The sequence below is a fragment of the Comamonas sp. HJ-2 genome, from assembly GCF_053615495.1.
In genome coordinates, this window is the sequence record NZ_JBSIFD010000011.1 from 151,501 (window position 1) to 171,159 (window position 19,659).

The 19,659-nt window shown below is 63.5% G+C and carries 20 protein-coding genes; 11 read left to right on the forward strand and 9 right to left on the reverse strand.

Annotated elements, in window-relative coordinates; all coding sequences use genetic code 11:
• Positions 1 to 215 precede the first annotated feature (215 nt).
• The 4 genes from ACWGXF_RS10860 to ACWGXF_RS10875 all read left to right on the forward strand — a co-directional run bounded on the left by ACWGXF_RS10860 (position 216) and on the right by ACWGXF_RS10875 (position 3,387).
• On the forward strand, positions 216 to 1,262 hold the full coding sequence (locus tag ACWGXF_RS10860) for a methionine ABC transporter ATP-binding protein (RefSeq protein WP_003070063.1): 1,047 nt from the start codon (positions 216 to 218) through the stop codon (positions 1,260 to 1,262).
• A gap of 5 nt (positions 1,263 to 1,267) precedes the next feature.
• On the forward strand, positions 1,268 to 1,933 hold the full coding sequence (locus tag ACWGXF_RS10865) for a methionine ABC transporter permease (protein ID WP_003070061.1): 666 nt from the start codon (positions 1,268 to 1,270) through the stop codon (positions 1,931 to 1,933).
• 141 nt (positions 1,934 to 2,074) lie between these two features.
• Entirely contained in the window at positions 2,075 to 2,383 is a 309-nt protein-coding gene (locus tag ACWGXF_RS10870) for a single-stranded DNA-binding protein (protein WP_452101898.1), read from the forward strand.
• Positions 2,384 to 2,586: 203 nt separating this feature from the next.
• A complete protein-coding gene (locus tag ACWGXF_RS10875) occupies positions 2,587 to 3,387 on the forward strand; it encodes a MetQ/NlpA family ABC transporter substrate-binding protein (protein WP_256630317.1) in 801 nt (266 codons plus the stop codon).
• Between the two features lie 243 nt (positions 3,388 to 3,630).
• Here the strand turns inward: ACWGXF_RS10875 and ACWGXF_RS10880 are convergent, their stop codons facing one another.
• The 6 genes from ACWGXF_RS10880 to ACWGXF_RS10905 are packed head-to-tail and all read right to left on the reverse strand — an operon-like array spanning position 3,631 to position 9,046.
• Positions 3,631 to 4,344 carry a nitroreductase gene (locus ACWGXF_RS10880; protein WP_370466575.1) on the reverse strand — a complete coding sequence of 238 codons (714 nt, stop codon included), beginning with the start codon at positions 4,342 to 4,344 and terminating at the stop codon, positions 3,631 to 3,633.
• Positions 4,345 to 4,369: 25 nt separating this feature from the next.
• Positions 4,370 to 5,593, reverse strand: a complete 1,224-nt coding sequence (locus ACWGXF_RS10885; RefSeq protein WP_452101899.1) for an acetyl-CoA C-acyltransferase — start codon at positions 5,591 to 5,593, stop codon at positions 4,370 to 4,372.
• Between the two features lie 5 nt (positions 5,594 to 5,598).
• Positions 5,599 to 7,110 (reverse strand): AMP-binding protein, encoded by a 1,512-nt coding sequence (locus ACWGXF_RS10890; RefSeq protein WP_256630319.1) that lies wholly within the window; start codon positions 7,108 to 7,110, stop codon positions 5,599 to 5,601.
• Positions 7,107 to 7,700 (reverse strand): biotin transporter BioY, encoded by a 594-nt coding sequence (locus ACWGXF_RS10895; protein WP_256630320.1) that lies wholly within the window; start codon positions 7,698 to 7,700, stop codon positions 7,107 to 7,109. The genes ACWGXF_RS10890 and ACWGXF_RS10895 overlap by 4 nt, the downstream gene beginning before the upstream one ends.
• A gap of 10 nt (positions 7,701 to 7,710) precedes the next feature.
• Positions 7,711 to 8,304, reverse strand: coding sequence for an energy-coupling factor transporter transmembrane component T family protein (locus ACWGXF_RS10900; protein ID WP_087865152.1), 594 nt, complete (start codon positions 8,302 to 8,304; stop codon positions 7,711 to 7,713).
• Positions 8,297 to 9,046 carry an energy-coupling factor ABC transporter ATP-binding protein gene (locus tag ACWGXF_RS10905; protein WP_202787324.1) on the reverse strand — a complete coding sequence of 250 codons (750 nt, stop codon included), beginning with the start codon at positions 9,044 to 9,046 and terminating at the stop codon, positions 8,297 to 8,299. The genes ACWGXF_RS10900 and ACWGXF_RS10905 overlap by 8 nt, the downstream gene beginning before the upstream one ends.
• 241 nt (positions 9,047 to 9,287) lie before the next feature.
• Between ACWGXF_RS10905 and ACWGXF_RS10910 the strand changes: the two genes are divergently transcribed.
• Positions 9,288 to 9,596 (forward strand): hypothetical protein, encoded by a 309-nt coding sequence (locus ACWGXF_RS10910; protein ID WP_452101900.1) that lies wholly within the window; start codon positions 9,288 to 9,290, stop codon positions 9,594 to 9,596.
• Positions 9,597 to 9,664: 68 nt separating this feature from the next.
• Here the strand turns inward: ACWGXF_RS10910 and ACWGXF_RS10915 are convergent, their stop codons facing one another.
• Positions 9,665 to 11,809, reverse strand: a complete 2,145-nt coding sequence (locus ACWGXF_RS10915; protein ID WP_452101901.1) for a TonB-dependent receptor family protein — start codon at positions 11,807 to 11,809, stop codon at positions 9,665 to 9,667.
• A gap of 473 nt (positions 11,810 to 12,282) precedes the next feature.
• On the opposite strand from ACWGXF_RS10915, the gene ACWGXF_RS10920 reads away from it, so the two are divergent.
• The 6 genes from ACWGXF_RS10920 to ACWGXF_RS10945 all read left to right on the forward strand — a co-directional run bounded on the left by ACWGXF_RS10920 (position 12,283) and on the right by ACWGXF_RS10945 (position 18,348).
• On the forward strand, positions 12,283 to 13,377 hold the full coding sequence (locus tag ACWGXF_RS10920; protein ID WP_256630323.1) for a LuxE/PaaK family acyltransferase: 1,095 nt from the start codon (positions 12,283 to 12,285) through the stop codon (positions 13,375 to 13,377).
• A complete protein-coding gene (locus ACWGXF_RS10925) occupies positions 13,374 to 14,840 on the forward strand; it encodes an acyl-CoA reductase (protein WP_256630324.1) in 1,467 nt (488 codons plus the stop codon). The genes ACWGXF_RS10920 and ACWGXF_RS10925 overlap by 4 nt, the downstream gene beginning before the upstream one ends.
• Before the next feature lie 25 nt (positions 14,841 to 14,865).
• Positions 14,866 to 15,603 carry an ABC transporter ATP-binding protein gene (locus ACWGXF_RS10930; protein ID WP_256631236.1) on the forward strand — a complete coding sequence of 246 codons (738 nt, stop codon included), beginning with the start codon at positions 14,866 to 14,868 and terminating at the stop codon, positions 15,601 to 15,603.
• Positions 15,600 to 16,388 (forward strand): ABC transporter permease, encoded by a 789-nt coding sequence (locus tag ACWGXF_RS10935; RefSeq protein WP_256630325.1) that lies wholly within the window; start codon positions 15,600 to 15,602, stop codon positions 16,386 to 16,388. The genes ACWGXF_RS10930 and ACWGXF_RS10935 overlap by 4 nt, the downstream gene beginning before the upstream one ends.
• 22 nt (positions 16,389 to 16,410) lie before the next feature.
• Positions 16,411 to 17,409 carry an ABC transporter substrate-binding protein gene (locus ACWGXF_RS10940; RefSeq protein ID WP_452101902.1) on the forward strand — a complete coding sequence of 333 codons (999 nt, stop codon included), beginning with the start codon at positions 16,411 to 16,413 and terminating at the stop codon, positions 17,407 to 17,409.
• Between the two features lie 159 nt (positions 17,410 to 17,568).
• On the forward strand, positions 17,569 to 18,348 hold the full coding sequence (locus tag ACWGXF_RS10945; RefSeq protein WP_440588477.1) for an SDR family oxidoreductase: 780 nt from the start codon (positions 17,569 to 17,571) through the stop codon (positions 18,346 to 18,348).
• 41 nt (positions 18,349 to 18,389) lie between these two features.
• Here the strand turns inward: ACWGXF_RS10945 and ACWGXF_RS10950 are convergent, their stop codons facing one another.
• Positions 18,390 to 18,791 (reverse strand): hypothetical protein, encoded by a 402-nt coding sequence (locus ACWGXF_RS10950; RefSeq protein ID WP_054075271.1) that lies wholly within the window; start codon positions 18,789 to 18,791, stop codon positions 18,390 to 18,392.
• A gap of 230 nt (positions 18,792 to 19,021) precedes the next feature.
• Positions 19,022 to 19,639, reverse strand: coding sequence for an FMN-dependent NADH-azoreductase (locus ACWGXF_RS10955; RefSeq protein ID WP_003067966.1), 618 nt, complete (start codon positions 19,637 to 19,639; stop codon positions 19,022 to 19,024).
• Positions 19,640 to 19,659: the final 20 nt, after the last annotated feature.

Below are 19,659 nucleotides of genomic sequence, written 5' to 3' on the forward strand. Positions count from 1 at the left end.
CATAAGTGAATTCACTTGTCCCAGTTGCTCTCAGGTTTGCCTAGACTCAGGCATTATTGAGGGTTACTACTAAAAGTAGGCTGGCTTGATCTGCCGGTTTCTACCAGAACGAAGGCCTGCATTGCCCGCTGCCCGGCAGCGCTGCAGCTGGGATGGGATCAATCACTTTTTATAGCGTCAATCGCATTGTTCATGCGTGATTCGCGATATTTTTCATGATAGAAATTCGGGATTTATCCCTGACATACCAAGGCCCCAAGGGCCCGGTGCACGCCTTGCGTGGCATCAATCTGGAAATCGCTTCGGGCGAGGTGTTCGGCATCATCGGCCGCTCCGGCGCGGGCAAAAGCTCGCTGGTGCGCTGCCTGAATCTGCTCAACCGCCCCACGGAAGGCAAGGTCATCGTCAACGGACGCGACCTCATGCAGCTGTCCGACGGCGAGCTGCGCGCTGCGCGCCGCGACATCGGCATGGTGTTCCAGCACTTCAATCTGCTGTCCTCGCGCACCGTGTATGACAACGTGGCACTACCGCTGGAACTGGCCGGTATTTCCAAGGACGAGATTTACCAGCGCGTGACGCCGCTGCTGGAGCTGGTGGGCCTGGATCATCTGGCCGATCGCTATCCGGCCCAGATTTCCGGTGGGCAGAAACAGCGCGTGGGCATTGCCCGGGCGCTGGCCAGCAACCCCAAGGTTCTGCTGAGCGACGAAGCCACGTCGGCACTGGACCCCGAAACCACGCGCTCCATTCTGGATCTGCTGCGCAAGGTCAATCGCGAGCTGGGCGTGACCGTGGTGCTGATCACCCACCAGATGCTGGTGATCAAGCAGATTGCCGACCGCGTGGCCGTGATCGACGGCGGCGAGATCGCCGAGCTGGGGCCTGTGATCGATGTCTTCACCCGGCCTCAGAAGGCGATCACCAAGAGCCTGATCGACGAAATCGTGCCCCAGCAACTGCCCGAGTCGGTGATGACGCGTGTGAACCAGCTGGCCGCACAGTTGCAGCCCGGCCAGCAAGGCCAGCTGTTGCGTCTTTCCTATGCAGGTGAGAGCGCCTATCAGCCCATTTTGTCGCACCTGATTCGCGAGCTGGGTCTGGACCTGTCGATTCTGCACGGCCAGATCGACGAGATCCAGGAGCAGACCTTTGGTTCGCTGGCGGTGTACGCCAGCGGCGAGGCCGCCAAGATTGACGCGGCCGTGGAGCACCTGCGTGCCAGCGGTGTGCAAGTGCAGATCGTGTCCAGCAAGGATTGAGAGCGATGTTTGAGAATTTTTCGGAAATGATGCTCCAGCTGCTGCTGGATTCCTTCTGGGAGACGCTGATCATGGTTGGCGTCTCGGGCCTGATCGGCGGCTTGATCGGTATTCCGCTGGGCGTCTTCCTGCGCCTGACCGACCATGGCGGCATCTTGCAGAACGGTCCGGCCAACAAGGTTGTCGGCTGGATCGTGAATGCGCTGCGCTCCACCCCCTTCATCATCTTGCTGGTGGCCATCATTCCGCTGACGCGTCTGATCACCGGCTCCTCCATCGGCACCTGGGCGGCCGTGGTGCCGTTGACGATTGCGGCGGCGCCTTTTGTGGCCCGCCTGGTGGAGACTGCCTTGCGTGAAGTCGATGGCGGCCTGATCGAAGCGGCCCAGTCCATGGGGGCGACCACCGGCCAGATCGTCTGGAAGGTGCTGCTGCCCGAGGCGTTGCCTGGCATCGTCGCGGGTCTGACCATCAGCTTCGTCAGCCTGACCGGCTACTCGGCCATGGCGGGCGCCATCGGCGGTGGTGGCCTGGGCGACCTGGGTATCCGCTACGGCTACCAGCGCTTCTTGCCCGACGTGATGCTGGTCGTGGTGATCATCCTGATCTTCTTTGTTCAAGCCATTCAAAGCCTGGGCGACTGGGCCGTGCGCCGTCTGAGCCATCGCTGAGCACTGGCGTACATTACAAAAAATTAAGAAAAGGGCTGCTGCCTGGAAACAGGCGCCGCCCTAAAATGCAGGTTCAAAATTTTTTGAAAGGCCGCTCTTGTTCAAGGGCGGCCATGATTTTTTCTGGGTAGATAACAGCAAATGATGGATGGTTTGATTACCGGCCGACTGACCGGCATCCCTGAGAGTCGCGTAGACCGCAACCGCCGCCCCTATATGGTGGCCCGCATGCGAGCCAATGCAGGTGACGGCTCCTCGATTCCCGTGAATATCGTCGCTTTCGACAACGCACCCTGCGCCGTGCTGCGCAGTCTCTCCGAAGGCGATGCGATTGCCTTGCGCGGCAGCTTCACGCCCAAGGTCTGGATCGACAGGCAGGACGAGCCCCATGCTGTGCTCGACGTGGTGGCCCAGCAGGTGCTGGCAGCACCCACGATGTCCGATCTTTGACAGCCTGTGCATGCAGACAAGCCCGCTACCGTGAAGGAGCGGGCTTTTTTGTGGGCGCTTGGGTTGCCGCATGCATGCCGTTGCGGCTTGCATTGCCAATCTGTAGTTTGCATCTGAGCAATCTGTCTAAGAAACAGCGCTCCGGCACATGAAACTGACGCTACAGTCTTAGCCACTCTCAATCTTTGGCACAAGGAATCTGCATGTTGAACAAGCGCTCGCTTTTGCGCACCACATTGGCCGTGGCTGCTGCGGCCACCCTGGGTTTTGCCGCCCAGGCCCAGGACAAGACCATCAAGATCGGCGTGACCGCCGGCCCCCACGCGCAGATCATGGAAGTGGTCAAAAAGGTTGCTGCCAAGAGCGGTCTGAACCTCAAGGTCATCGAGTTCGGCGACTATGTCCAGCCCAATGCGGCGCTGGCCGCCGGCGACCTGGATGCCAACAGCTACCAGCACCGCCCCTATCTGGATGCTCAGCTCAAGGATCGTGGCTACAAGATCAGCTGGGTGGCCGACACGGTGAATTTCCCTATCGGCATCTACTCCAAGAAGATCAAGGCCTTGTCCGAGCTCCCCGTCGGCGCCAAGTTCGGTCTCCCCAACGACCCCACCAATGGCGGCCGTGCGCTGCTGCTGCTGCAGACCCAGGGCCTGATCAAGCTCAAGGAGGGTGCTGGCCTGAAGGCGACGCCCCTGGATGTGGTGTCCAACCCCAAGAAGCTCAAGTTCGTCGAGCTGGATGCAGCCCAGTTGCCACGTTCGCTGGACGATCTGGATGCCTCCACCGTCAACACCAACTTCGCGATCTCGGCAGGTCTGAACCCCAAGAAGGATGCGATTGCGCTGGAGTCGGCCAAGAACCCCTATGTGAACATCATGGTGGTGCGTGATGCCGACAAGAATCAGCCCTGGGTCGCCCAGCTGATCAAGTCCTATCACTCCGACGAGGTGCGCCAGTTCATCGACAAGGAATTCAAGGGCTCGGTCTTCCCGGCGTTCTAGAAGCTCCCCCTGAGCCGCTTTGCGGCTTCCCCCTGAGGGGGACGACAGCATTGCTGCGCGGCGGCGCTTGCTGGCTGTCTCTTTGATGGGGCATGCCTGACTGAGGGCATTGAACTAAGCGCTGCACCTGCAGCGCTTTTTTGCTCTCTTGTTGATAGCTGCCTGCGCTGGCTGCACATTGATTTTCGCTTCTTTCTATGGAAAACCATTTAATCACTGGCGCTGGCAGCTATTGTTTTTTGCTTATTCCATGACCTGAAACCACTCGCCCAGCGGCGCACGTGTGGTCTGGGTCTGGTTGACGGGGGCGGTCTCGTCGGCCCAGCCCAGGGCCAGGCCGCAGACGATGTGCTTGTTCTCGGCCAGGCCCAGCACGCGGCGCACGGTAGCCGGGTACGAGGCCAGGGCACCGATGGCGCAGCTGCCCAGGCCCATGGCGGCGGCCGCCAGTTGCAGTCCGTAGAGCGTCATGCCCAGGTCCATATAGCCACCGGGGCCGTAATGGGCGTCGATGGTGACGACCAGCGCCACGGGTGCATCGAAGAAGCGGTAGTTGCGCGCAAATTGCGCTTCGCGCCCGGCGCGGTCGTCGCGCGCCACGCCAAGGGCGCCGTAAAGCGCCTGTGCCGAAGCCACCTGGCGCTTGCGCAGCTGCATGGGCATGGGACGCGGAAAGTAGGCGTAGTCCTCGCATTCGGGCACCTGGCTTTCAGCGTCCTGCAGCAAGGCGGCAGTCAGTTGCTCGCGCAGCTTGCCGCGTACCGCGATCAGCTGGCCTGGTTGCAGATTGCCGCCGCTGGGCGCCTGGCGCGCCGTCAACAGCAGCTTCTCCAGCAGCGCGTCAGGCACGGCATCGGGCAGAAAAGCACGTGTGGAGCGGCGCTGCTGCATCAGCGCCATGCCTGCCGGCAAGTCGAAGCCTTCAGATGTTTTTACGACTGAACCTTTGCTGGACATGGGGTAATAGCTATCAAAAATGAATTCAGGGAGCGGCTTGCAGCCATTGCACCAGGGTTGCCGCTCCGATGCCGCCGGCACCGGCGATGGCCGCCAGGCCGAGTCCGGCCTCGGGTGTCGATGACTGGGCCTGATACTCAAGCTGAGCCAGGCAGCGTACCAGGGCAATTGCGCCTGACGCGCCTATCGGGTGACCGCGCGCCAGGCCGCCGCCTGCGCTGTTGATCTGCTCGGGCGCAAGGCCCATGGCGGCGCAAAAGGCCAGGCCTTGAACGGCAAAGGCGTCATGCAGTTCGATGGCCGAGAGATCCCGGGCCAGCAACGGCGACTGGTGCGGCCCGGCCAGCGCATGGCTGCCTCGGGCCAGCGCCATCTGCGCCGCCGCAATGGCCGCCAGCAGCGGTGTTTCGGGCGCGGTGCCCACGCTGGCGCTGGCAAGCCATTGCGCGCGGGGCTGCAGATTCCAGCGTGCGCAGGCCTCGGGCGTGGCCAGCAGGATCAGGGCCGCACCATCGGCCTTGGCCGAGATGGTCAGGGGGCTGAGTGCGTGGGCCGCAATATCGTCGGCACTCGCGCCCTCACAGCTGCCCCGGGCCAGGGTCGGCATGCGCGCGGCACGTGCAGGCTGCAGCGCGCGCGGATAGGCATCGGCCTCAAGTCCTGCCATGGGCACGATTTCCGGGGCGAGTTGCGCCTGGGCGGCCAGGGCCCGGCTGTGGCTCAGCAGCGCGTACTGCTCCTGCTGGCTGCGGCTGAATCCATGCGCGAGCGCATAGTCGGCCGCCGATTGCAACATATCGGGATCGCGCTCGGGATCGGGCGCAAATGGCGGGCGCTCGTAGCTTTGGGGCTGCTCGCCTGGGAGCTGCGGGCGGGTCTGGCGAATGGGGGCGCGGCTCCAGGCCTCGATGCCGCCGGCAATCACCACCTCGGCCTGACCCGATTGCAGCAGACCCACGGCCATGGCCACCGCATCCAGGCCCGAGCAGCACTGGGTATCGATGGTGTGCGCGGCGCAGCCATCGGGCAGGCCTGCGGCCAGTGTCAGCATGCGCGCCGGGTTGCCACCAGCGCCCAGGGCGTTGCCGACGATCACCGCGTCCACGGCATGGGCTGGCAGGCCGCTTTGCTGCAGCAGTGACAGCAGCAGCGGCCGGCCCAGTTCATGGGGTCTGAGCTGGGCCAGGGCCGAGCCTAGCGGAGCCACCGGGCTGCGTGCCCAGGCAATGATGGGGGTCTTGCTTGGCATGGGCCTCAACTCTGCCACGGCCGCAATGCGGGGAGCTGGGCAGGGGATATGGCAGCTCCCGCAGGCCCGGCCATGCTGGCGCGCAGGGCCTGGGCCAGCTGACCGTGATCGGTCTTGCCGCTGGCTGTGTGCGGCCAGTGCTCGCAGATCCACCACTGGCGCGGCACCTTGAAGGCTTCGGTGCGCTCGCGCAGCCACTGGTTCAGCTCCAGGGCCGAAGGCGCCTCGGTCTGGGGCCTCCATTGCAGCACCGCGTGTACCTGCAGGCCGCGCAGCGCATCGGCCTGGCCGTGCAGCGAGACCTGGGCAATCGCCGGGTGGCTGGCCAGCAGGTTCTCCACTTCCTCGGGAAACAGGTTCTTGCCCTGGGTGACGAGCATGCGGCTCTGGCGTCCTGCCAGGCACAGCATGCCGCGTTCGTCGATATGGCCCATGTCGCGCACGGACAGCCAGTCGCCATCGCGCAGCACGGCCGTGGCGTCATGGGCATCGCCCACATAGTCCATGAACAGCATGGGGCTGCGGATATAGATCAGGCCGTCGCCGGCATGGCTGGTGTCATGCTCGGCCAGCGCATTCTCGGCGGCATCGCTGCCGGTGGGACGAATGGATAGCGTTACATTGCTAAATGGCCTGCCCACGGCCTGCGGGCCGCTGGCTTCATCGGCATCCATCCAGGCGACAAAACTGGCCTCGGAGGCTCCATAGAACTCGATGATGCGGGCCTTGGGGAAGAGGGCGCGCAGCGCCGGCGTGTGGGCGCGCATCCAGCGTGCGCCGCTGATGGTGATCAGCTCGACCTCGGGAGTCGGTGCGAGCTGTCTATGCTGCGCCCATTGCAGCATCAGCAGCAACTGGCTGGGCACGGCGACAAGACAGGGGATATCGCCGCGCGCCAGGGCTGCAAGACAGCGCGAGGCCGAGAACTTCTCCTGCATGACGGCGCCACAGCCATACCAGATGCCTTGCATGGCTCCGAACAGAAACAGCGAATGCGAGATGCGCCCCGGTGCCAGCGTGCGCTGGGCGACGACGGGGCCGAAATCCTGCAGGCCGACGCGAAAGCTCTCCGTCCACGATAGATGGTGGCGCTTGAAGCCCTTGGGCAGGCCGGTGCTGCCCGAGGTGAAGCCGGTATAAAAGGCTGCCGTCGGTGCTGCCGCATCCAGCTCGCAGGGCTGCTCAGGCAGCCAGCTTTCAATGCGCTGGCGCACGGCCGGTTGCCAGTCGGGGTCGGCGACTGCCGCGCAGCGGCCGCTGTGGATCACGGATAGAAAGTCCACCAGCCGCTCCAGCGTTGAGCGGTTGGCATCCAGCAGCAGCATTTGCGGCGCGCGTTGCGCCACCAGACGTGCCGAGCGCTGCTCGACCTCGGCATGCAGCTCTCCAAAGGTCCAGGAGCCGGCCTCGCTCTGCAGGGCCACCACATCGGGCCGGTGTTGCGCCCAATAGGCCAGCGGGCCATGAACCAGCTGCCACAAGCCCTGCAGCGGTGCCGCAGCGGACAGCGCGTTCACCGGCGACCGCCAAAACGCCAGTCAGGCATTCCGCGCGCCACGGTGTGGACGATGATGGCGCAGAGAACACATTTGATGAAGTCGCCGGGGACAAAGGCCAGCGTCACGGCAAAGGCCTGACTCAGGCTCATCTTGGCGACCAGCATCAGGCCCAGCACGCCAAAGGCATGCAGGCACAACAGGCCGCCGATCAAGGAGGCGATGAAGGCGCTCAGCGCCGTGCGACGCGGCGTGCTCTGCGGCAGGGCAGCCATGACGGCGCCAGTAATGCCTGCGGCCAGCATGTAGCCGACCAGATAGCCGGCAGACGGTGCCATGAAGACTCCGATGCCGCCGCGGCCGCCAGACAGCAGTGGCAGACCTACGGCCACGGCCGCGAGAAACAGTGCCATGGACTGCAGGCCGCGCCAGGGCCCGAGCATGACGCCTGCCAGCATCACGCCCAGCGACTGGATGGTGATGGGCACGCCGAACGGCAGGTCGATCTTGGGAATCAGGCCCATCACGGCCATCAGGGCGGCGAACAGCGATACCTGAGCCATGGAGCGTGCGCCGCCGCGCGATACGGTGTGAGAGGGTGTGGTAGTCATCAACGGTCTCCTAGAAACCCAGTCTTGCCCAGAGGGCGTCGGCCACACGGCGCGTGGCCTGCAGCATATGAATCGTCAGCGGTGCAATCAGGCGCAGGCCGCCGCTTTTGCCGGTGCGCAGGCGGTATGCCTCGTCCAGCTTTGTCCATTGCACAAAGAAATGTTCGGTAAAGCGCAGCATGAGTGCAAGCTGCATGGCCACGCGCTCGGTGGGGATGCCTAGGCGAGCCAGCGGGGCCAGCAGCCATTCCAGTACCTCGACGAGATCGCTGGGGCGGGTGGTGATGGTCAGCGCAATGCCCAGGGTCGAGGCGCAGATCAGCCGCAGACTGCTGACGGCTGCCAGCACAGGGTTGCCCATGAAGACATGAAAGCCCGCCACCAGCAGTGCCGCGACGATAACCGAGCGCATCAGCCGGCGCGCCACCTGTGTGGCCCGACCCAGCGATATCCAGAGAAGCAGGCAAGCCACGCCGCAGCCCGCCAACATCCAGGGGTTGGCTATCAGAAACAACAGCGTGCCAAAAACCGCCAGCAGCAAGAGCTTGAGGCCGGCCGACCAGCGATGCAGCCAGGTCGCAACTTCGCTGTAGAGACTACCCATGCAGGTCTCCGTACGAGCTTTTCTTCAGCAACTGCTCCCGCACTGAGGTCTCGTAGGCGCTGCAGATGTCGCGGCCCGGGCCGTCGGCGCGCAGCCGGCCTTGCTCCAGCCAGATCACGCGCTCAAAGTCACGCACATGGTCGAGCACATGGGTGGAGACCAGCACCTGTTGCGGTGCGCTGGCAATATCCTGGGCCAAGCGGGCTTGACCGGGCAGGTCCAGGCTGGCAAAGGGCTCGTCCAGCAGCAGCAGTTGCGGTGCGGCAATCAGCAGCGAGAGCCAGCACACCTGCTGGCGCTGGCCCTGGCTCAGACTGCTGACGGCACGCTCGGCCCAGTGGGCCAGGCCGCGTGCGGCCAGCAACTCGCGCGCCCTGGCTCTGGCCTGCTGCTTGCTCAGGCCCTGGGGGCGAAGGCCCAGGGCCAGTTCTTCCTCCACGGTGGGGAAGATGATCTGATCGTCCGGATTCTGGAACATCAGGCCGATCAGGCCGGGCTTGTGCTGGCGGGCCTGCAGCAAGGGCATGCCATCCACCAGTACTTGTCCGGCCTGGGGCAGCTCGAGCCCGCAAAGCAGGCGAAACAGGCTGGACTTGCCGGCGCCGTTGTTGCCGATCACGCCGATGCGCTGTTCCGTCAGGGCCAGGTTCAAACCGTCAAACACCTGGGTCTGGCCGCGCTGCAGCCGTATGTCGACCAACTGCACGCCCTGTTGGGCGGGGCTTTGCAAACCGTCACTCATACATCAGCTCCGGCTGCTGGAATGGCAGGGCTGCAAGGTGCCGGGCTGGAATGTGGATGGCAAGAAACGAAAAGGGCTGACATACGGAGGAGTCTGAAACCGTGCCCCGGCTTAAAACATACGAGGCAGCGCTGGTGGCGGATTCTAGCGCTGTGAATTTGCTTTCAAAAGCCCGCCATCTGAGCTCTTTTTATGTGAATTTCCTATAAGAAATGATTTCTTTACTTTGGGGAGTCACCTGTTGCCATTTGCCCTGCATTTCGTAGAAGTTGCACGCCTGATGGCAGCGTGTTGCAGAGTGAAGAATTTCTGTGTGCCGTTCATGCCTGCTTCAGGGGCTAACTTCGCTCAAACTGCACGAGCGCTGGCGAGAAGATTCGTGAGATTGGACGTGGATAGCCATGTTTTGACGTGGCTTGCACTGCTGAAGGGCGCAAGCATGCTGGAGGCATCTACCGCCAGGCAGTCAAACCGGCGCGGGATTGGCGGCTTTCGGGCTCAAACAGGCAGTTTGCAGGCACCAAATATTTTTCTGAAAAATCGTCTTTGATCTGTCCGGACATGAAAAAAGCGGGCACCAGGCCCGCTTGCTGCTGTCCGATTATGCGGATGACATGCCTAGAACTGGTAGCTGAGGCTGGTTCCGGCCATCCATTGGCGCCCCGGGGCCGGTTCGTAGTAGCGGCCCTCGGGCTTGGTCGCTTCGTTGACGATGACCGAGCCCACATAGTTCTTGTCGGTCAGATTGTCGACGCGGGCAAAAGCACTGAGCTTCCAGGCGCCCAGGCGTTTGGTGTAGCCAACGCTCAGGCTGGCAACGTTGTAGCTGGGGGCATAGACCTGGTTCTTGTCGTCAGCGGCAATACGGCCCACATGACGCCAGTCCAGACCCACACGCCAGTCGGTGGCGGGAAGCCATTCCAGCCCCAGGTAGCCCAGATGCCTGGCCGTACCGGCAATGCGCTTGCCGGCGGGAGTGCAGTCCTGGCCCTTGCTGTCGCAATAGCCGCTGCGCAGACTGGCATCGAGCAAGGTCAGCGCGCCGTTCAGGCGCAACTGGGGCATCAGCCAGGTGCTGGTGCTCAGCTCCATGCCGCGGCGGCGGGTCTTGCCGGCATTCTGATAAGAGGTGCGGCCGTTGTCGTTGCTGGCCACCACGATTTCATCGTCGGTGCTGGTCTGGAACAGCGCGGCAGACCAGTCGCCGCGCAGTCCGGCCATATTGAAGCCTTGCCTGATGCCCAGTTCTGCACTGGTCGATACCGCAGGCTTGAGGCCGAAGTTCAGTCCGGGAGGCGGGTTGGGGCCAGGGCGGTAGGAGATCTCGTTGAAGGTCGGTGTTTCCATGCCGCGACCCAGCGAGGCATAGATATTGATGTCCTGATTGAGCTCGTGCTGGAGCGAAACAACCGGCAGCAGCTTATGGAATCCGGCATTGCCGCTGTCGTTCTTGTCGGCCAGGAAATGGTCGCGCGACTGGAACTGCACATTGCTCCAGCGCAGGCCGGCATCGAGCTTCCAGTGCGGTGCAAAGGCCCAGGAGGCTTGCAGATAGGGGTCTATGCTGGTGAGGGTATTGCGCTCGTCACGCACCAGCTCGCCGACCACGCCCAACTGGTTGCCCACAAAGTTCTTGTAGCCCTGGCGGTCTTCCCTGACGGTATTGGCGGCCAGGCCCGCAATCAGGCCCAGGCTGCCGCTGCCCAGCTCGTATTTGCCGCTCCAGCGCGCATCGATGCCGCCATAGTCGCGCTTGAGACCGATCACCCCACCTCTGTAGCCGGTCTGCGATGCCTTGGGCGTGGACTGAAACTGCATCATTTCGCGCTGACCGGCATAGGCCATGAAGCGCAGAGCCTGGCCAGCGCCCAGCTCGCGCTCATAGGTCAGTCCGGCCTGGGTCTGCTTCACGCTTTTGCGCGAATCGTAGAGCAAGGGGTTGGACGCCACAGCCTTCGGATCTGCCGCCCAGTCCTTGGGCGTGATGCCGCCGGGATCCTTGGCATCGATGCCCACATGGTTGGCGACCAGGGTCAATTGGCTGTATTCGTCGGGCTTGACATCGATGCGGGCGTTGAACAGGTTTCTGTCCGCCGCGCTCTGGGCCCGGTAGCCGTCGGTGAGAAAACGGCTGGCGCTGAGCACATAGCCAATCCCGTTGGCTTCGCCCTTGGCCTTGAGGCCCAGGCGCTTCTGGCCGTCGCTGCCCAGTGCAAAGCTGCTTTCCACCGAGGGTGCGCCTTCACCACGTTCGGTATAGGCATTGATCACGCCGCCAGAGGCGTTGCCGTAGAGGGCGGAGTAAGGACCACGCAGCACTTCCACGCGCTCCAGCGAGGCGATATCGATATTGTTGGTCTGACCCTGGCCGTCCGGCATGGTGGAGGGGATGCCGTCCACATAGATCTGTATGCCGCGCACGCCGAAGGTGGAGCGCGCGCCAAAGCCGCGAATCGACAGCTGCAGGTCTTGCGCGTAGTTCTGGCGGTTCTGCAACTGCAGGCCCGGAGCTGCGCTCAGGGACTCCGAGAGATTGACCTGCAGATTGCGCTCGCGCATGCGCTCGCCGTCGAGCACGGTCACGGAGGCCGGGGTTTGCTCAAGTGCAGACTCCTGCAAGGTGCTGCGCACGGTGACTTCGGACAACTGGGGCAGCTCCGGCTGGGCGGTGGCTTGCTGGGCCATTGCGGACTGTGCCGTCAGCAGCAGTCCGGCGGCGGCCACAGGCCAGCCTGCCAGATGACAAAGGCGCGAAAAATGCATGTGAATATCTCTGGGGCTCGGGGTGGACGTTCGGTGCCCTGGATGGCGCAAGCTCTGTTGACAGCGTTTCTTGCTACGGCGTGAAGCTCGCTCAGGCAGTGCGCGCCCGCATCATTGTTGGTGCCATGGCAAGGTGCGTGTCGGGCACGTTCGCAATTTTTGCTCCGATTGTATTCGGGTGGTAATGTTTTAATGATTTCTACTGTGGATGACCTTCTTCTCCGTGATAGAGCATTACCCCAGGTTACAAGTGACGCGACCTTCATGCGGCGGCTCAGGCACCGTGCAGCGATGCCGTTGGGGTAAGATGGCGCCGCGCTCCGGGGTGCACACCAGTGCTGAGATCTACACCCGCGAACTTGACCCGGTTCATACCGGCGGAAGAAGAGCTTGCAAGCTGACCTCAGGGCAGTGCGTTCTCGCATGGTCAGCAAGCCTTCGGAGCATGATGTCCCCGCTCTCGAAGGAATTTCATGGACAAGGCCGCTTCGCTGGTCGCCGATCTGCTTGCTTTCATCGCAATGGATGACTGCACCGACGACCAGTTCAATCAACTCGCCCTGCGCCTTTTCGCCTACCAGTACGAATGCAATGCGCCGTTTCGCAGCTTTTGCCAGCGACGCGGCGCCACGCTGCGCAATGTCAGGAGCTGGCGCGATGTTCCGGCCGTGCCCATCGATGCCTTCAAGGCCATGGAGCTGCGCAGCGAGCCGCCGTCGCCCGCCGAGCGCGTGTTCATGACCAGCGGCACCACGGGCCGCGCTGCGCGCGGACGTCATTTCCATCCCCAGCTCGATGTCTACGACCTGTCCATGAAGCGCTATTTCGCCAGACGTTTCATGCAGGGTCTGGAGCGCATGCCCATGGGCATTCTGTTTCCCGATGAGCAGGCCATGCCCAATTCCTCGCTGGCTCACTATCTGGCACTTGCCCGGTCCGAATTCGGCTCGGCAGGCAGCCGCTACTATCTGAACTCGGAAGGGCTGGACATGTCGGCCCTGTGTGCCGCGCTGGAAGAGTCCGAGCGCAGCGGCCAGCCCTTTGCGCTGCTGGGCGCGAGCTTCAGCCTGGTCCATGTGATGGATGCCCTGCGTGCGCAGGGCCGCAGCTTTCGCCTGCCCGCAGGCAGCCGCGTGCTGGATACGGGCGGCTACAAGGGGCAGTCGCGTGAGCTGCCGCTCGAGCAGTTCTATGCCGAGCTTTCGCAGTTGCTGGGCGTGCCGCGCAGTCTGTGCATCAATATGTATGGCATGACCGAGCTGAGCACCCAGTTCTATGACGATGGCAATGCGGTTCTGCCCTCGGTCAAGTCCGGTCCGCACTGGATCCGTTCGCGTCTGGTCGAGCCGATCACCGGCAGGGATGTGGCCGCTGGTGAGCGCGGCATTCTGGTGCATTGCGATCTGGCCAACTACAACGCGGTGACCACCATACTGACCGAGGATGTGGGCCTGTGGGCCGGCCAGCAGGAAAAAGACGGCTTTTTGCTGCTGGGGCGCGCCGAGGGTGCCGCCGCCAAGGGCTGCTCGCTGGCGGTTGAAGAGTTTGTGAAAGCTGCCGGCGCATGAGCGAGCAGCGCAAGCTACAGCGTATCAAGGCAGGCTACCTGCCGGGCCTCGGCGACGAGGAAGTGCAGTGGCAGACGCTGGACTTCGAGTCCCGCGACGGCCAGAGGCTGGAAGTCAGCGTGCCCGTGCTGACGGCGCCGCAGATGCGGGCTCTGGCTGCTCGCGTTCGCGCGGCTGCATGCGCCCATCTGCGCCCGATGCCGGTGGCCGAGATCATCGATGCCGTCGATCGTGCGATGGCCCGCCTGCTGGATCGTAACGACACCTACCGTCAGCAGGCCGAAGCCTGGCTGCCCGTGGTCAGCGGCTATGACGCCGATATGGTGCGGCTGGGGCTGACAGGATTTTTCAAGACCTTTCGTGCAGCGCAGCTCAAGCGCTTTGTGGCCGAGGATTTTGCCAATCCGGCAGTGCTCGATGGCTTTCAACCGGCAGCCAAGGGCGGGGCCGTACGTGCTTTCGGCCCGGACCTGCTGGTGCACAGCTGGGCCGGCAACGTACCTGCGCTGTCGCTGTGGAGCCTGGTCTGCGGCTTGCTGGTCAAGGCCCCGGCGATCGGCAAGCTGGCCAGTGCCGAGCCCTTGTTTGCGGGGTGGTTTGCACGCTTGCTGGCAGAGGTCCACCCGCCGCTGGCCGATTGCCTGGCCGTGGTGTGGTGGCGCGGTGCAGGTGGCGAGGAGGCCGACGCGCTCTATGCCCAGGCCGATACGGTACTGGCCTATGGCGGCAACCAGACGCTGGATGCGTTGCGCCGTCGCCTGCCCGTGACGACGCGCTTTTTGCCCCATGGCCACAAGCTGGGCTTTGGCCTGATCGGCGCGCAGGCGCTGGATACGCTCAAGGCTCCGGGCATGGCAAGGCTGGCCGCCTGGGACGTGATGCGCTACGACCAGCAAGGCTGCTACTCGCCCCATGTGTTCTATGTGCAGCGTGGGGCGCCGGTCTCGCCGCGTGCTTTTGCCGACTACCTGGCGGCCGAGCTTGCCAATCTGCAGCGACGTTTCGCACGCCGCGAGCTGGATCTGGAAGAAGGGGCGGCGCTGGCACGCTGGCAGCAGAACATGGAGTGGGGCGGTGAAGCACACCAACTGCTGGGACCTGTGGATGCACCCTGGAGCGTGGCCTACAGCGAGAGTCTGCAGCCCCTGGCACCGACCGCGCTGTACCGCACGATTGCCGTGGTGGCCGTGGACCGGCTCGATGCCGTGCTGCCCGTGGTGGCCGCTCAGCGTGACTATCTGCAGACCGCGGGCATTGCGGCCGGCCCCGAAGAGCTGCACCGCCTGGCCGGGCTGCTGGGCGCGGCTGGCGTCACGCGCATCAGCGCCATTGGTTCCATGAGCATGCCCGAGGCGGGCTGGCACCATGACGGGCGCTTCAACCTGCTGGATCTGGTGCGCATGACGGAGATCGAGCAGTCGGCAGAACTGGCGGCCCAGCCGCTGGCCTCTTATGCGGACTGAGGGAGTGGATACCGTCGTGGCATTCATGGAGTTCAAGCAGGCCCGATTCAGCTACCCGGGACGAGCGCCGGTGGTGGATGGCGTGGACTGGCAGGTCGGGGCTGGAGAGTTTCACTGCCTGCTGGGGCGCAGCGGCTGCGGCAAGACCACGCTGCTCAAGCTGGCGGCTGGCCTGCTCAGGCCCCAGTCGGGGCATGTCTTGCTGCGCGGCAGCGAAGTGGCAGCGCCGGGGCCGCAACTGGGCTTCATGTTCCAGGCGCCGACGCTGCTGGACTGGCATACGGTGATCGACAACGTGCTGCTGCCCGTGTCGCTGCAGCGCAAACCCACGCAGCAGGACCGACAGGCAGCCATGCAGTTGCTGGAGCAACTGGGCCTTGCCGAACATGCTTCGCTCTATCCGCGCCAGCTCTCGGGCGGACAGCAAAGTCGCGCGGCGCTGGCGCGAGCCCTGATTCTGGAGCCGCCGCTGCTGCTGCTCGACGAGCCTTTTGCGGCGCTGGATGCCATTACGCGTGCCGAACTGCAGGACGATTTGCTGCGCACCTGCCAGCGCCATGGGACGACGGTGCTCTTTGTTACCCACGACATCAACGAGGCCGTCTATCTGGGTGACCGCATTGCACTCATGCATGGCGGCCGCATCGTGGACGACTGGTCCGTCGAGCTGCCACAGCCGCGCCAGCAGAGCCTGCGCCATGGCGCGGCGTTCAACGACTATTGCGCGCGCATTCGCGCATCCATGGACCGAGGTGGCGCATGAGCGGCCTGCTGAACAGAACACACTGGCTGTCTGCCTCGCTTTTGATAGCTGTCATCGCAATATGGGAAGTGGCTGCGAGGCAATTTGGCTTGTCGGCGCTGGTGCTGCCCGCGCCCTCGGCGGTGGCTCTGTCGCTGTGGTCGGGTCTCGCGTCCGGCTATTTCTGGCCGCATCTCCGGGCTACCTTGCAGGCCTTGCTGCTGGGGCTGCTCATAGGCAGTGCCGTGGGCTTGCTGGCCGGCATGGCTCTGGCCGAGTCCGAGTTGCTGGAGCGCGTGCTCAAGCCCTATGTAGTGGTCAGCCAGGTCGTGCCCAAGCTGGCTCTGGCGCCGCTGTTCGTGCTGTGGTTCGGCTTCGGCATGCTGCCCACGGTACTGATCACGGCGCTGATCTGCTTTTTTCCATTGATGGAAAACACATTGACGGGCCTGCGGCAGGTGGATGGCCAGCGCCTGCAGCTGTTTCGCATGCTGGGCGCAACCAGGCTGCAGACCTTGCTGCGCCTGAAACTGCCGACCGGACTGCCCGCGATTCTGGCCGGGCTGCGCGTGGCCGTCGTGCTGGCGCTGGTCGGTGCCGTGGTGGCCGAGTTCATGGGTGCAAGCCAGGGCCTGGGTGCCGTGGTCATTGCCGCCCAGGGAATGATGGACACCACGCTGATGTTTGCGGCGCTGGTGCTGATTGCCGTCATGGGCCTGCTGCTGTATCAGGCCTGCCTTGTTCTGGAGCGCTATTTGCTGCGCTCCCATCACTTTTCAACCTCGCAGTCGGGCGACCGGGCCTGACTGCATCTTCAAACCATTTGTCATGCACTCCAGCAACCAGACTTTGTTCATCTCTCGCCGCAGCCTGCTCGGCGCCTGTGCAGGCCTGAGCGGCCTTGCCATGACCGGCACCAGCATGGCGGTTCCTCTGCAGGGCAAGATTCGCCTGGCCGGCTGGAGCAAGCCCATCAGCGAGATCACCAATATTCTGGTCGAGCCCGAAAAAGGATTCTTCAAGGCGAACGGCGTGGAACTGGCCTATCTGCCCGGAGCGGGCGGCGGCGATGCGATTCGCAACATCCTCAGCGGCCAGGCCGACGTGGCGTTTACTGACCCCGGCTCCTTCTTCATGGCTCTGGACAAGGGCGAGAAGCTGGTGGCGATCTACGACATCTATCCGCAGAACGTGTTCAATGTGGTTTCGCTCAAGTCCTCGGGCATTCGCAAGCCCGCAGACCTCAAGGGCAAGAAGATCGGTGTCTACAGCCTTGCCAGCGGCACGCGCCAGAACCTGTTGGTGATGCTGCATCAGGCCGGCCTCAAGGAGTCGGATGTGAGCATTGTCGTGACCGGCCTGTTGAACTTTGCGCCCCTGATGCAAGGGCAGGTTGACGCCACGGCCGCCACGGATACCGGCCTGGCTGTGGGACTGCGCAAGGGCATCGGCGAAGTCAATGTGATGCAGGTCAGCGACCACCTCAATATGTCCAGCGACATGTTTGTGGTGCGCGAGGAGGTGTTCCAGCAGAAGAAGGACTTGCTCAAGGCATTCGTCAAGGGCTACCGCGAAAGCGCTGCCTGGATGATGGCGAATCCCGAGGAGGCCTCGGTGCTGGCCAGCAAATATGCCATCGACGGCACGCGTCGCGATATCAATCTGGATGTGATCCGCCTGCGTAACGCCTCTTCCATGCCGGCAGTCCAGGGCCAGCCGCTGGGCAGCTTCGATATGGCTGCGCTGCAAAAAGGTGCCGATGCCTATCGTGCGCTGGGCATGGTGCAGCGTCAGATCAAGGTGGCGGATGTGGTTGTGCCGCTGTAAATCTCCCCCTGGAGGCGCGTTGCCTGTGCGGCCCCGCGCCTTGGGGGAGGACAGCATTGCAGTGGGGCGGCGAGGCCGCCAAGGCCCTTGCCTGCTGTCTCTTCCCGGGGATCTGCCAGTGTTTGAACGGAAATCGTGAATATGAGTCAGTCTTCTTCAATGGGCTTGCGCGGCAAGGTGGTGCTGGTGACGGGCGCCAGCCGCGGCATCGGTGCGGCGATTGCCCTGGCGTTTGCGCGCGAGGGGGCGGCGGTGGCCGTCAACTACCTGTCCAATGACGAGGCTGCAGCCTGCACCGTGGATGCCTGCCTGGCCGCGGGCAAGGACTCGGGCGGCGATGCCTGGGCGGTCAAGGCCGATGTGGGCTCGCCCGATGCGGTGCAGAGCATGGTGGACGGCATCGTGCGCGAAGCGGGGGGCATTGATATCGTGGTCAACAATGCCTTCAGGCCCTATGCATTCGATCCGGAACGCCGCAGCCGTTTTGACGATCTGCAATGGGCGGACTATCAGGCACAGTTCGACGGGGCCGTCGGTGCAAGCTTCAATGTCTGTCGTGCGGTGCTACCGCTGATGCGCCAGCGCGCGCGCGGCAGCATTGTCAACATCGTCAGCAATCTGGTGGAGCAGCCTGTTGTCGCCTATCACGACTACACGACATCCAAGGGGGCCTTGCTGGCTTTCAGCCGCAATCTGGCCAGCGAGCTCGGGCCTGTGGGCATCCGCGTCAACTGTGTGGCGCCCGGTCTGGTCTATCCCACGCAGGGTACACAGGGCAGCAAGGAGTCTTTTCGTGAATCGCTGATGGCGGCCACGCCGCTGCGCCGACTGGCACGGCCCGAAGATGTGGCTGGGCCGGTGCTGTTCCTGGCGTCGGAGCTCAGCGGTTTCATGACCGGGCAGCTGCTGCTGGTGGACGGCGGTCTGGTGATGCGCTGAGCTGCCGGGCAGCAAGGCAAAGCCTGTCTGCCTTCTTGACCTTACTGCTTGGCAGTTGCCTGGGCGTGGTCCATCGCGTCGATGATGGCCACGCCGGTCTGCTGTACGCCCGGAGCGTTGAAGCCTGGGCCTGGCGTGACGGCAGGGTGGCTGAGCAGCTTCTCGGCCATGCTGGGCGCTGCGGCAGGAGTGCTGGCCTGTACGGGGGAAGGCGGGTTGGCGGCAGGCTTGGCAGTTGCCTGTTCGGTGGAGTCCAGATAGTCGTTATAGCGCTTGTAGGCCTGACGCTCGCTGCGAGTCTGCTCCTGCTGCTGCTGTGAATGCTTGAAGTATCGATAGGCGACCGTACCCAGAATCAGTGCTGCCACCAGAAATACGGCAATAGCGGTGACGACGAGGTTCTCGTCGGAGCGCTGAGGCGATTGACGGACGGCGGTGGGCATGGGACGGGAAGCTGGCATCTGGGAAGGCATGTCCGAGCAACCGAGACTCGGACCTGATCGGTATCTAACTGTTTTCAGCGTATCAAAAATAGCGGGTTCAGGCCTTCAGATCGGCAGTTTTTTCCAGAACTTCAGTCGGAAATGTCCAAAACCTTGGTCGTGAGCAAGTTTGTTGCGCAAAAAAGCCGGTACGCCCTGGGCGGTACCGGCTTTTGCAGCTTTGCCCGCTATCAGGCAGCGACGGCTTGTGCTTGCTCGATCTGAGCCTTGGCTGCTTCCATGGCGGCAGCCTTGGCGTCGGGGCCCATGGCCACGCCTTCGGCACGAACGATGGTCACGTCGGTCACGCCCATGAAGCCGAAGATCACCTTCAGGTAGCTTTCCTGGTGCTCCATGGCCTGGCCCGCTTCGCTGGTGGAGTATGCGCCGCCGCGAGCGGAAGCGACGATGACCTTCTTGTCGCCGGCCAGACCCACGGGACCGGTGGCGGTGTACTTGAACGTACGGCCAGCCTGGGCGATGCGGTCCAGCCAGGCCTTCAGCTGCGAGGGGATGGTGAAGTTGTAGAAGGGGGCACCCACCACGATAACGTCAGCAGCCAGGAATTGGCTGACCAGCGCTTCGGAGACGGCGTTTTCCTGGCGTTCGACTTCGGTGGCAGCGGCCTGGCCGGTGCGAAAGCCCAGAGATTGCGCGCTCAGGTGGCTGGGGGCGCTCACGGCCAGGTCCAGGTAGTCCACCTTGGCTTCGGGGTTGGCCTGCTTGAGGTTGGCAACGATATCGGCTGTCAGGGAGCGGGTGACGGAACTGGAGCCAGTGATGGAAGAGTCGATGTGCAGGATTTGCATATTGGTACCTATACCTCTAA